Raw genomic sequence first — 12,507 nt, 5'->3', positions numbered from 1 at the left:
ACTCTGGGGGCAGTCTCCGCCGCCTGTTCACCGGGCCCCAAGGAGGACGCTGTGAAGAGGCACAAGTACCAATATGGCGAGGACCCCAGCCAGTGGGGTGAGCTCTTCCTCCCGGATGTTGCCGCGCCCAAGGGCGTGGTGGTGGTGATCCATGGCGGGTACTGGCGTTCGCAGTACGGCGCAGAACTGGGGGAGCCCCTTGCCAAGGACCTCGCCGCGCACGGCATGGCGGCCTGGAACCTGGAGTACCGGCGGGCCGGCAACGGCGGAGGCTGGCCCAACACGTTCGCCGACGTCCTGGCCGGCATCGACAAGCTCGGTGAACTGGCTGACGAGCACGGGCTGGGACTGGACCGCGTGGTGGCCCTGGGCCACTCGGCAGGCGGCCACCTCGCCGTCTGGGCGGCGGGACGGCGCCGGCTCGCGGGGCTTGGTGCCCCGGACGCGGACCGCCAGCTGACGCGTCGGGGCGACGACGACGGCGCGGTGCAGCTCACCGGCGTCGTCAGCCAGTCGGGGGTACTTAACCTCGCGGCCGCCGAGCGGCTCAACCTCAGCAACGGCGCCGTCAGCAACTTCCTGGGCGGCTCATCGGAGAAATATCCCAAACGGCATAAATTTGCCGACCCCATGAGTGCGGTGCCGCTGGGCGTGCCCGTATATGCCGTTCACGGCACGGAGGACGATACCGTGCCGGTGAGCCAGTCCGAGACCTACGCCGGCGCAGCCAAGGCCGCCGGCGCGCCGGTCCAGCTGCTCAAGGTCCCGGGCGACCACTTCGCGCTCATCGACCCAAAGGCACCCGCATACCGGAAATGCCGTGAACTCGTGCAGCAGCTGCTGGTCTGAAGTCCGCCCGGCGGCCGGGATGGGGGGCCCCGGTGTCCCCGATGGCATCCCCTGGCCGGCGAAAGCGAATAGACTGGAGCGCAGGTGCGCCGGGAAGTCTGGTCGGCATAGTTCCGTCGACCCCATTTTGAGGACCCCATGAGCGCCCTGCCCCCTTCGCCGACACCCTCTTCACCAACACCGCCTCCTCCTTCGCCGCCCCGCCTCACCATTTTCGGCCGGGGCAGCTATGCCGAGGCCCTGCGGATCGGCGAGATCCTCCGCAAGGAAACCGTGGGCGGCGCCCTGCTGGTCGCCGCGGCGATGGTGGCCCTTATCTGGGCCAACTCACCGGCCTCGGAGAGTTACTTCGCACTGCGCGACTTCACCATCGGCTACGCGCCCTGGCATCTGGACCTGAGCCTGGGCGCCTGGGCCGCCGACGGACTGCTGGCCATCTTCTTCTTCCTGGTGGGGCTCGAACTCAAGCGCGAGTTCGTCGCCGGCGACCTGCGCGAGCCGAGCAAATCCGTGGTTCCGGTGGCCGCCGCCGTTGGCGGTGTGGCCGTTCCGGCACTCATCTACGCGGCCATCAACCTCTCCGGTCCCGAAACGCTGCACGGCTGGGCCATTCCCACCGCCACCGACATCGCCTTCGCCGTCGCGGTGCTGGCGCTCATCGGTTCCCACCTGCCCAGTGCGCTGCGGATCTTCCTGCTGACCCTCGCCGTCGTCGACGACCTCCTGGCCATCGCCATCATCGCGATCTTCTACACCAGCGATCTCCACCCCGAGCCGTTCCTGCTGGCCCTGCTCCCGCTGGGCCTCTACACGTTCCTGGCGCACAAATACCGGCGGTTCTTCGGCACGCACGCAGCCGCAGCCTGGGTGATCCTGCTGCCGCTCGGCTTCGCGACGTGGGCCCTCGTGCACGCATCAGGCATCCACGCCACCGTGGCCGGGGTCCTGCTCGGATTTGCCATTCCCGTCAAACGTTCGAAGGCCAGCGGCGGCCCTGAAGCCGGCCCGGGCCTGGCGGAGATTTTCGAACACCGGTTCCGCCCCATCTCGGCCGGGATCGCCGTCCCGGTCTTCGCGTTCTTTTCCGCCGGGGTGGCCATAGGCGGCTGGCAGGGCCTCGGCGCCGCCCTGACGGACCCCGTGGCGGTGGGCATCATCGTGGCGCTGGTTGCCGGAAAGCCGGCGGGCATCCTCGGCACCACATGGCTCATCACCAAAGTCACGCGGGCCCGCCTGGACGGGTCCTTCAAGTGGATTGACGTCTTCGGCCTCGCCATCCTCGCCGGCATCGGTTTCACCGTCTCGCTGCTGCTTGCCGAGTTGAGCTTCGGCCAGGGCACTGCGCATGAAGACCACGCGAAGGTAGGGATCCTCGCGGCCTCACTGCTCGCCGCGCTCCTTGCCACCACGGTGCTCCGGACACGCAACCACCAGTACCGGCGTGCGGAGGAGGCGGAACAGGTCGACTCGGACCACGACGGCATCCCGGACGTCTACCAGCAGGACCGCCCCGCAGGCTAGGTTGGCAGGCCAGGCCGACGGGCTATATTTAGGGGTGTGGCGGGAGGGGCCGTCCGGAGGGTCAATGATACCCCAAGGGGTATCATGATTGAGCTGGAATACGCGCGCCGGGCCATCTGGCGCCCGCGAAAGGAACAGGCATGAAGAGCATTTCCGTCAAGGACCTGGCCGCCCTGGGCGATGCCACCGAAATCGTCGATGTCCGCGAGGAAGACGAATACGTCGCCGTCCGCGTTCCCGGCGCCCGGAGCATCCCGCTCTCACGGTTCGTCCAGTCCCTCGCCGAGGTCCCGGCCAGCGGCACCGTCTACGTCATGTGCGCCGCCGGGGGCCGCAGTGCCCAGGCCGCCACCTACCTGGAGGACCAGGGATACGACGCCGTCAACGTCACCGGCGGGATCATGAAGTGGCAGGACGAGGGACACCCCGTCAACCGGGGCTGACCTTCAAGGGCTGACCGCACCGGAGGGACCATGGAAGTCATCGTCATCGAGACCCCGCAGCTCGGGGACCGCAGCTACCTGGTCCACGACGGCTCGGTGGCGCTGGCGATCGACCCGCAGCGCGACACGGACCGCATCGAGGCGGCCGCCCGTGACGCCGGGGTAGCCATCACGCACGTGGCCGAAACGCACATGCACAATGACTACATCACCGGCGGGCTGATCCTGGCCCGCGCCCACGGCGCCAGCTATCTCGTCAACGCCGCGGACGCCGTCGGGTTCGAGCGCACTCCCATCACGGACGGCCAAACGGTCCGCGTGGGCTCGCTTACGGTCAAGGCGGTCGCCACGCCGGGGCACACGCATACCCACCTGTCGTTCATCGTGGACGACGGCGGGAAGCAGGCCGTCTTCTCGGGCGGCAGCCTCCTGTATGGCTCGGTGGGCCGCACGGACCTTGTCGCCGAGGCGGACACCGTTGGCTTGACCCACGACCAGTACGCCTCGGTCCGTCGCCTCGCCGCAGAGGCCGGCCCTGACGCGGCGCTGTTCCCGACCCACGGATTCGGCTCGTTCTGCTCCTCCGGACCCGCCAGCGGTGCCCGGTCCTCCACCATCGGCGAGCAGCTTGCCGCCAACCACGCCCTGACGGACCCCGATGAGGACCACTTCGTCCGCCAGCTCATCGCCAACCTCACGGACCACCCCTCCTACTACGCGCACATGAGCCCGGCCAATGTCCGGGGCCCGGGCCCTGCCGAGCTGGCCGTTCCGGCATCGCTCGATGCCGCCGAACTCACCCGGCGCCTGGACGGCGGCGAGTGGGTGGTGGACCTGCGCCGGCGCGTGGCGTTCGCCAACAGCCACCTCAAGGGCAGCGTCAGTTTTGAGTATGGCTCCGGCTCCAGTTTCACCACCTATCTCGGCTGGGTGCTGCCATGGCGCGAACCGCTGACCCTGGTGGGCTCGCGGGAAGACGTTGAGAACGCCATCCGCGACCTCTCCCGGATCGGCATCGAATCCCCCGACGCCGCGCTCGGTTCCGAGCCGCACGCCCTCGCCCCGCAGGCCGGCCTCGCCTCCTACCCGCGCGTGGGCTGGGACGGCATGCTCGCCGGCCGGGCGCCTGAGGACACCGTCCTGGACGTGCGCCGGGCCGACGAATTCGCCGCCGCCCGCGTGGTGGGCGCGGTCAACGTGCCGCTGCACGAACTGTTGCTGCGCCTCGGCGACATTCCCGCCGGGAAACTCTGGGTGCACTGCGGCTCCGGGTACCGTGCCGGGGTCGCCGCCAGCCTCCTGCAACGGGCAGGCCGGGACGTGGTCCACATCGACGCCAGGTTTGCCCATGCCGCGTCCGCGGGGATCGCGCTGGACACCACCGCGGCTGAGCGCCGGCAGTGACGCCGGCAGTGACGCGGGCAGGGCGGAAGCGGGTGGGGGCGCAACACACGGCACCGGAGCGCATTCTCTGGCAGAGTATGGTCATGCTCACAGTTATTGGCGAGGGGCTGGTTGATGTTGTCCAGCGGTCCTCCGGCGTCCAGGCCCATGTCGGCGGCAGCCCCCTCAACGTGGCGGTGGGGCTGGCGCGGCTGGACCATCCGGTCCAGTTCATCGGCCGCTACGGCCGCGATGCGTATGGCGAGGCCCTGGCCGCGCACCTGAAGTCGAGCTCCGTGCTGCTCCCGCTGGGACCCGACGAGCTGCCCACCAGTGTGGCCGCCGCCCTGATCGACGACGCCGGCGCCGCCACGTACACGTTCGACCTCGCCTGGGAGCTTCCCGGCGTCGCGGCGCGACTGCCGTTCCTGCTCCAGGGAACCACGCTGCTGCACACCGGTTCGATCGCCACCATGCTGGCGCCGGGCGCCGCCGACGTGTTTGCCGCCGTCGAGCGCGCCCACCCGTCCGCCACCATCAGCTTCGACCCCAATTGCCGTCCCAGCATCATCCCGGACGTGGACTACGCCCGCGGGCAGGCCGAAAAGTTTGTGCGCCTCGCCGACGTTGTGAAGGCCTCCGACGAGGACCTCGAATGGCTCTACCCGGGCGTGGACCCGCTGGACTCGGCCCGCCGCTGGCAGGCGTTGGGCGGTTCCGAAGGGCCGGCAATGGTGGTGGTGACCCGCGGCAGCAAGGGCCCCTGGGGCATCAACGCCGCCGGTGAGGCGCAGTTCCCGGCCCCTGAGATCAACGTCGCGGACACAGTCGGCGCCGGGGATTCCTTCATGGCCGCGCTCCTGTCCGGCGTTGTGGATCTGGGCCTGGACGGGGCACAAAACCGCAAGGGCCTGCGCGAACTCTCCGCCGAAAGCCTCCGCGATGTCCTCGCCCATGCCTCCCGGGCAGCGGCGGTCACCGTGTCCCGCGCCGGCGCGAACCCGCCTACGCGCGCGGAACTGGCACGGATGGAAATGGGGGCCCAGCCCCTGCAGTGAGTGAAAGGCAGCCACGACACGGCACGATGTTCCGGTGTTCCCCGTCCGCAGTGAATCCTACGCGGAGGGCCAGACGCTCCCGGCCGCCCAGCGCAGCGGCAAAATGCGCGCCGGCGGCCGGGACGAATCCCCGCAGCTGAGCTGGAGCGGCGCCCCGGCCGGCACCAAGGGCTACGCGGTGACGATGTTCGACCCCGACGCCCCGGGGCGCGGCGGCTTCTGGCACTGGGCCGTGCTGGACGTCCCCGCCGACGTCACCTCGTTGCCGGCAGGAGCGGGCGCCGAGGGCGGCAGGCTCCTTCCCGCGGGCGCCATCCAGTTGAAGAACGACGCCGGATTCCATGGCTACCTGGGCGCCGCACCGCCTCCCGGACACGGGCCGCACCGGTACGTCATCACCGTCCACGCGCTCGACATCGCACCGTCCGGACTCAACGAGCACACCGCTCCGGGCAGCCTGGAGGCGAAGCTGTCGCAGCACACCCTGGGCCGGGGCACGCTGACCGGCATCTTCGAACGTCACTGAGCCCGCCGCCGCCCGCCGAGGCTGTCGCCCCTGTCGCCCCTGTCGCCGAGTTCGCCGGAACCTCCCCAGTTCGCCGTGATTGTCCGGCGAACCCGACGCGGTCCGGCGAACTCGGCGAATGCGGCCGCGAGGGCCTGCCGCCCCGGCGCACGTAGACTGGCACTATGCGGCTGGTAGCAAGTGACATTGACGGAACGATCCTCGGCCACGACGGCAAAATCAGCGACCGGACCGTCCGCGCGTTCCACGCCTGCCGCGACGCCGGGCTGGAACTGGTGTTCGTCACCGGACGGCCGCCGCGCTGGCTCCACCCCCTGCAGGACCAGTTGGGGCATACCGGAACGGTCATCTGCTCCAACGGCGCCGTCGTGTGGGACCTCGAGGCCGACCGCCTGCTCTCGGCGCGGACACTGGACCTCGACGCCATGTTCGAGGCCCGCCGCATCATCAAGCGGCTGCGTCCGTCCGCGCTGTTTGCCGCCGAAACCCTGACCGGCTTCCATCTGGAACCGGGCTTTATCGAAAACGGCTCGAGCGAACTGCTCGCGGAATTCACCCCGGCCCCGCTTCACACCACCCTCACGGAGGCGGACGCCGTGGCGAAGTTCCTGGCCATTGTCCGCGAAGGCACCGCCGACGAGTTCCTCGCCGAGGTGACGCCCGCCGTCGCCCATCTGGCCGCCGCGACGCACTCGGCGCCGAACATGGCCCTCCTCGAGCTGTCCCTGCCAGGCGTGAACAAGGCCGTGGCCCTGGCTGAATATGCGTCGTCCCTCGGCATCGGCGCCGCGGACGTGGTGGCATTCGGGGACATGCCCAACGACATCGAGATGCTTCGCTGGGCCGGGCACGGCTACGCGATGGCCAGCGGCCACCCGGAAGCGATCCGGGCCGCCGGCCGGCAGGCCCCGCACTTCGACGACGACGGCGTCGCCCAGATCCTCGAGTCAAAGCTCGCCGAACTCGGCGTCCGGCTGCCCTAAAACCCCGGTCCCGCACCCGCTCCCCACGCCCGCCCCGGCCCAGGTCCCCACGCCCGCCGCCGGCGCCGGCCTCACGTCCCCGCACCCGCACCCGGTTCCCGGCGGACACCGGATTCCCAGCTCGCGGTCAACTGGCGTTCACCTTGGCCTCCTAGGCTGGAAGCTCGCGACGAAACGTTTGACCGAGAATGGGGACATCATGGCCAGGCACCGCATCAACAACACGGACGAACAACCCCTACACCCGGTGGAACCGGACCGGCACTGGCGGCAGCTGCGCCAGGGCGACCGCGTCAGCGTCCGGCTCGCCCCGGGCCTTGAGACCGGCGGGCTTGTGGACGCCGTGACGGCGGACCACAGCGTCGTCTGGGTCGACCTCGACGGCGGCCGCGGCCGCACGCTGCTGCACTGCAGCGACGGCGTCGAAATCCGCCAGCAGGCTCCTGACAGCCCGTCCCACTGAGGCCCACTGAGGCCCGCTGACCCGGCCCCCGCTGACCCGCCCCCAAGCCCCGGTCGAATCCCGGTCCCGGCAGACCAAGGTACGCTTCAGGAGTGACTGACCTGCACCCCTACTTTGCCCCTCGCGGGGATCGCGACGGCGGCCCGGAGGGCGCCGCCACCCCGGCCCCGGGCGGTTCCCGGGCGCCGCTGGCGCTGGCCCACCGGGGCTTCTCACTGGACGGGCTGGAGAACTCGATGGCCGCGTTCCGCGCCGCCGTCGACCTCGGGTTCCGGCATCTGGAGACGGACGTGCACACCACGGCCGACGGCGTGTTGGTGCTCTTCCACGACAAGACCCTGGACCGGATCACGGAGGGTCGGGGCCAAATCGCTGACCTCCCGGCCTCAACCGTGGCCCGGGCCAGGATCGGCGGGACCGAACCGATCCCGCGGTTCGATGACTTGATCGCTGCCTTCCCGGACGTCCGGCTCAATATCGACGTCAAGGACTGGAACTCCGTGGGCACCCTGGCCTCGGCGATCGAACGCCACGGACTGCACGACCGCGTGCTGGTGGCCAGTTTCTCGGACCGGCGGCGCCGGGCAGTGCTGAAGCAGCTGAGCCGTCCCGCCGCGAGCTCGGCCGGCATCGTGTCCAACGCCGTGTTCGTCCTGCTGGGCCCCGTGCTGCCGACGCCGCTGATGTCCGCCGTGGTGCGCCGGGCACTGCGCGGAGTCCACGCCCTGCAGGTCCCCGTCCGCTACGGCGCCGTGCCGGTGGTGACGCCGGGCTTCATCCGGCGGGCACACCGGCACGGGCTGCAGGTCCACGTCTGGACAATCAACGAGCCCGCGGAAATGCACCGGCTGCTTGACCTTGGCGTCGACGGGATTGTCACGGACCGCGCGGACCTGCTCAAATCGGTCCTCCAGGAGCGCGGGACCTGGTCCTGAAGGGTCGCTCCGCTCAGGCGGAGAGTTCCATCATGAGTGGCGGCAATTCGTCGGTGAGCTCCCGGGCGAGATAGCCCAGGCCGCCCAGCCGGCTGGCAAGGCGGTCTCCGGCCGCAGCATGCAGATGCGTTCCCCAGCAGGCGGCCTGCGCGTTGCCCGTTCCCCTGGCGCGGAGGCCGGTGATGGCGCCGGAGAGGACATCCCCGCTGCCCGAGGTGCCCAGCCCGCTGTGCCCTGTGGTGATCTCCCAGAGGCCGGCCCCGGACGTGGCAGCCCTGCCGGTGCTGCGGGGTTCTGCGATGGCCCCCTGACACGTGACCACGGCCCCGTATTTGTCGGCAACCTCAGGGAGCTGGCGGTGCAGGTCCTCGACCTCCCGCCCGAGCAGGATGCCCGCCTCCGTGACGTTCGGGGTCAGGATCAGCCGGCCGGCCCACGGCGCCAGTTCGGCTTCGAGCTCCGGGACGCTGGCCAGGGCAAAAGCATCCAGGACAATGCACGGCGGGCTGCCCGGGGTGGCCTGAAGGAGTTCGCGCAGCAGCGCCGTGGTCTGGTCCTTGTCGTCCAGGCCCGGCCCCACCAGGACGGCGTCGGCGGTTTCCAGCTCGGCGGCCAGGGACCCGGCGGCGGAACCGACCACAGTCCCGGCCGTCGTTTCCGGCAAGCCAAGGACGCCGGCTTCGGGCAGGGCGATGGCGAGCGGCACCGCCACGGACTCCGCCACGGCCAGGGTCAGCCGGCCAGCGCCCGCGCGGAGGGCGGCGACGCCGGCGAGCAACGCCGCTCCGGGCGTCTTGCGCGCGCCGCCGATCACCAGCACGGAGCCGCGGTCATCCTTTCCGGAGCCGCCGTCGGGGAGCGGCCAGGCCCGCAGCAAAGCAGGGGTGACGGCCTCGGCCTGGGGGCGGCGTTTCGCTTGCCGGGAGTTAGCGGGGGTGGACATCGGCGTCTCCCGAGTGCTGGGTTACCGGGACACCTTCGCTCGTGAGGTGGTCGGCCATATTGAACCCCTCCAGCTGCCATTCCCCCCGGCCGCCGGGCCGGATGAAGCGGCTGACGGAGGCGTTGAGGATCGTGGACGCGGCCGCGATGTCCAGCAGCTGCTCCTCCGAGAGCCCCTCCAGGATGTAGCGGATGAGCAGGATCACGGCATCGTGGCAGACCAGCAGGACGCCCCCGCCCGGATGCCTGGTGTCGAGGTCGGCGAGCAGCGAGCGAAGCCGCAGCACGACGTCCGCCCAGGACTCGCCGCCCGGGGGCCGGTAGTAGAACTTGCCGAGCCACCGCCGCCGGCCGGCCTCCTCCGGGAGGCGGGCTTCCACCCCGGCCGAAGTGAGCATGTCCAGGATGCCGAGCTCACGGTCGCGCAACCGCTCATCGATCAGGATAGATGTTTGCCAGCCGCCGGTCTGGACGGCGAGTTCCGCGGTCTGGCGTGCGCGCAGGTAGGGCGAGGACCAGACTGGCGTGCGCCGGCCGTCCGGGTAGTCCGCGAGGAGTCTGCCCAGGGCCAGCGCCTGCTCCCGTCCCGTGTCCGACAATCCGACGTCCGCGTCCCGGGCCGGGACGTCAATGACATGCGCGCCGGCCTGCTGAGCCAGCGTGGCGGCAACGTTGCCCTGGCTTTCACCGTGCCGCACGAGCAGTAACTCGGTCACGCCCGGAACGCCGTGTCCGTAGTGGCTCACCGTTCCCCCTATCCGTTGCTTTCCAACGTCGTCCTCTGCCGGGCGGGCCCGGGCTGGAATATGTGTGGCAGAAAGGTTACTCCCGGTGGCGCGGATTTGTCCCCTGCACCGGCGATCGAGCAACACCGGGGCCGCCGGGCTGGCAGGATAGAGCCATGCGCATCCTCATCGCCCCGGACAAGTTCAAGGGTTCCCTCACCGCCGTCGAAGCCGCCGCGGCCATTGCCGAAGGCGCCCTCCGCGTCTACCCCGAGGCCGACGCCATCCAGTTTCCGGTGGCCGACGGCGGCGAAGGGACCCTCGAGGCGGCCGTCGCGGCCGGCTATGAGGAACGGCTCAACGCGGTCGTCGGCCCGATCCTGGCCCCGATCGGTGCCGCGTGGGCCATCCGGGCGGATGCTTTCGGCGGGGCCACCGCGGTGATTGAAACGGCGCAGGCCTCAGGGCTGGCGCACATGGAGCCCACACCGGCCAACGCGCTGCGCGCCCACAGCTATGGCTGCGGCCAGCTGATCGCCGCCGCGCTGGACGCCGGTGCCACGGAAATTGTGCTGGGCGTGGGCGGTTCGGCCATGAGCGACGGCGGCAGCGGGGCCCTCCGCGCCCTCGGGCTCAAGCCGTTGGACGCCGCCGGCAACGTGGTGCCCCTCGGCGGCGGGTCGCTTGCCGACGTCGCGTCCGTGGACATCAGCGGCCTGGACCCGCGGCTGGCCGGGGTGAAGTTCAGGATCGCCGTCGACGTCCAAAACCCGCTGTTCGGCAGTGACGGCGCGGCACACGTGTTCGGACCGCAAAAAGGCGCCGACGCCGATGCGGTGGAACTGCTCGACGCCGGCCTGCGCAACTGGGCTTCGGTCCTGCGCCAGAGTACCGGCCGGGACGTCAACGTGCCCGGCGCCGGGGCGGCCGGCGGGTTCCCGGCGTCGTTCCTGGCCTTCAGCACGGCCGCCCTGGAAGGCGGCTTCGAGCTGGTGGCCGGCCTCACCGGGCTGGACGCGAAACTCGCGGTGGCTGATTTGGTCATCACCGGAGAAGGCTCCATGGACAGCCAATCGCTGACAGGCAAGGCGCCGATCGCCCTCGCCGATGCCGCGCAGGCCCTTGGCATTCCGGTGGTAGTGGTGGCCGGACGGATCCTCGTCACCCCGGAGGACCTTGCCCGCCACGGCGTGGTGGCCGCGGCACAGCTGCTGGACGTCGCCGGCAGCCCCCAGGACGCAGTAGCAAACGCCGCAAAGTACCTTACCTGGGTCACCAGCCAGGTCCTCGAAGGCGCCTGACGCGCCTTCCTGACGCCCGTGCCGGCCGGCTTGCCGTCTAGGCGCCGGTCTCGTAGTGCGGTTCGGCCACGGGTTTGGACTCGGGGGAGCCCTTCTCGCGCAGGTATACCGAGGCGCCCACCAGGACCGCCACGGCGAGGAACTCGCTTTGCCAGTTCTGGAAGGACTCGAACCAGAATCGGCTCGTCGCCAGATAGCCCAGCACCGTCACGGTGGGCTGGCCGTGCGCCTGCTGGTCACTGTTGTAGTCCTCCGCGCCGCCAACCGCGTGCAGGGCGATCGACGCCAGGAACAGCAGGAGGAACATGAGCGAAAGCGAGTGTTCATAGAGCTTGAGGACCCAGCCGCCGCGCCGCACCGGCCACGGCGTGGACTCCTTGAGCTTTGCCTGCCGGGGATCCTCATCCTGCGGGGCGGTCCGGCCCACCGGCTTGGACTCGGAGGACCCCTTCTGGAACAGGAAGACGGTGAGGATGACGTACATGCCCATCTGCAGGAATTCCGACTCCCAGTTCTCGAAAGTCGCCTCCAGGAAGTTCCCGGTGCCAAGGTACTGCAGGACGGTCACGGCAGGTTCGCCGTGGGCAAGCTGCTCGTCGCTGTAGGTGCCTGCCCCGCTCAGGACCATGCCGACGAAAAACACGACGAACAGCCCGATGTTGGCCAGAAGCAGTCCATGTTCCTTGACCCACTTGCCCATGGTTCCCGTGCCTGCGGTGTGGCGCTCATGTGAAACGTTTGTCATAGCGACTCCTCTTTGCGGGCCCGTCGACGGATCCAGGCAGGGACAAGTACCAGCAGCAGCACCAGCACGGCGAGCAGCCCGACGCCGGCGATCACGCCCGCCGTCCGGCCTACGGTGACATCGAAGATCAGTGAGGTGGTGCCCACGCTCAGCAGCCCTACCCCGGTCAACGAAAACCTGACGATGATGTCCGCGCTGCTCACGAGGGCCTGCTTCAGCCCTTGCCGGAACAGCCGGCGGTGCACGCTCACGGGCAGCAGGATCGTGGCCGTGGTCAGGGCGGCCAGGACGACGTTGGCGAGATACAGGCGGGTCTGGTAGTCATCGAGCGTCTCGAAGCGCGACTGGAACGGCAGCGTCAGGAGAAAGCCGGCGAGAATCTGGACGCCGGTCTGGAGTACGCGCAGTTCCTGCAGCAGTTCGACCCAGTTGCGGTCCATCCGCTCGGCAAGGGACTCGTCCCTGCCGTCGTTCTTCGGCGCTACTGGGCCAGTCATCGGTACTCCTCCGCAAATCCTGAAACCAAGGGAACCCGACGCAGCACGCGGCCCCACCCTCAACCTAGGCTTGAGAGTTGCCAAAAACAAGTTGGTACTAAGCTTGCTGACGATATTGTGGTTAGGTAGAAACTGA

General features: G+C 69.8%; 14 protein-coding genes. 10 read left to right on the top strand and 4 right to left on the bottom strand.

What is annotated here, in order from left to right:
• Positions 1–51: 51 nt before the first annotated feature.
• From AC1DKN_RS01070 to AC1DKN_RS01030, 9 genes are all read left to right on the top strand, one after another.
• Complete coding sequence (locus tag AC1DKN_RS01070; RefSeq protein ID WP_223914733.1) at positions 52–849, top strand: alpha/beta hydrolase; 798 nt, start codon at positions 52–54, stop codon at positions 847–849.
• 138 nt (positions 850–987) lie between these two features.
• Complete coding sequence (nhaA, locus tag AC1DKN_RS01065; protein ID WP_476859535.1) at positions 988–2,370, top strand: Na+/H+ antiporter NhaA; 1,383 nt, start codon at positions 988–990, stop codon at positions 2,368–2,370.
• A gap of 140 nt (positions 2,371–2,510) precedes the next feature.
• Entirely contained in the window at positions 2,511–2,813 is a 303-nt protein-coding gene (locus AC1DKN_RS01060) for a rhodanese-like domain-containing protein (RefSeq protein WP_028275958.1), read from the top strand.
• Positions 2,814–2,843: 30 nt separating this feature from the next.
• Positions 2,844–4,217: an MBL fold metallo-hydrolase gene (locus AC1DKN_RS01055; RefSeq protein WP_476870225.1), complete on the top strand. Its 1,374-nt coding sequence runs from the start codon at positions 2,844–2,846 to the stop codon at positions 4,215–4,217.
• An 83-nt stretch (positions 4,218–4,300) separates the two neighbouring features.
• Positions 4,301–5,254, top strand: a complete 954-nt coding sequence (locus tag AC1DKN_RS01050; protein ID WP_476870224.1) for a carbohydrate kinase family protein — start codon at positions 4,301–4,303, stop codon at positions 5,252–5,254.
• A 34-nt stretch (positions 5,255–5,288) separates the two neighbouring features.
• Positions 5,289–5,780, top strand: a complete 492-nt coding sequence (locus AC1DKN_RS01045; protein ID WP_476870223.1) for a YbhB/YbcL family Raf kinase inhibitor-like protein — start codon at positions 5,289–5,291, stop codon at positions 5,778–5,780.
• Positions 5,781–5,944: 164 nt separating this feature from the next.
• Positions 5,945–6,763 (top strand): HAD family hydrolase, encoded by an 819-nt coding sequence (locus AC1DKN_RS01040; protein ID WP_476849937.1) that lies wholly within the window; start codon positions 5,945–5,947, stop codon positions 6,761–6,763.
• A 199-nt stretch (positions 6,764–6,962) separates the two neighbouring features.
• Entirely contained in the window at positions 6,963–7,226 is a 264-nt protein-coding gene (locus tag AC1DKN_RS01035; RefSeq protein WP_476870222.1) for a hypothetical protein, read from the top strand.
• Between the two features lie 92 nt (positions 7,227–7,318).
• Entirely contained in the window at positions 7,319–8,161 is an 843-nt protein-coding gene (locus AC1DKN_RS01030; RefSeq protein ID WP_476870221.1) for a glycerophosphodiester phosphodiesterase family protein, read from the top strand.
• Positions 8,162–8,174: 13 nt separating this feature from the next.
• On the opposite strand, the gene AC1DKN_RS01025 is transcribed toward AC1DKN_RS01030, so the two are convergent.
• On the bottom strand, positions 8,175–9,104 hold the full coding sequence (locus AC1DKN_RS01025) for an NAD(P)H-hydrate dehydratase (protein WP_476849934.1): 930 nt from the start codon (positions 9,102–9,104) through the stop codon (positions 8,175–8,177).
• Entirely contained in the window at positions 9,088–9,849 is a 762-nt protein-coding gene (locus AC1DKN_RS01020) for a histidine phosphatase family protein (protein WP_476870220.1), read from the bottom strand. Before AC1DKN_RS01020 ends, AC1DKN_RS01025 begins: the two co-directional genes overlap by 17 nt.
• Positions 9,850–10,004: 155 nt before the next feature.
• Between AC1DKN_RS01020 and AC1DKN_RS01015 the strand changes: the two genes are divergently transcribed.
• Complete coding sequence (locus tag AC1DKN_RS01015) at positions 10,005–11,129, top strand: glycerate kinase (protein WP_476870219.1); 1,125 nt, start codon at positions 10,005–10,007, stop codon at positions 11,127–11,129.
• A gap of 37 nt (positions 11,130–11,166) precedes the next feature.
• On the opposite strand, the gene AC1DKN_RS01010 is transcribed toward AC1DKN_RS01015, so the two are convergent.
• Positions 11,167–11,874: a DUF6766 family protein gene (locus tag AC1DKN_RS01010; protein WP_476870218.1), complete on the bottom strand. Its 708-nt coding sequence runs from the start codon at positions 11,872–11,874 to the stop codon at positions 11,167–11,169.
• Entirely contained in the window at positions 11,871–12,371 is a 501-nt protein-coding gene (locus tag AC1DKN_RS01005) for a DUF6328 family protein (RefSeq protein WP_223914724.1), read from the bottom strand. Before AC1DKN_RS01005 ends, AC1DKN_RS01010 begins: the two co-directional genes overlap by 4 nt.
• Between the last annotated feature and the right edge of the window lie 136 nt (positions 12,372–12,507).

The organism is Arthrobacter sp. 01N444 (genome assembly GCF_056399305.1).
Note: the sequence above shows the minus strand (reverse complement) of the source record. Positions and strands in the feature narration are given on the sequence as shown.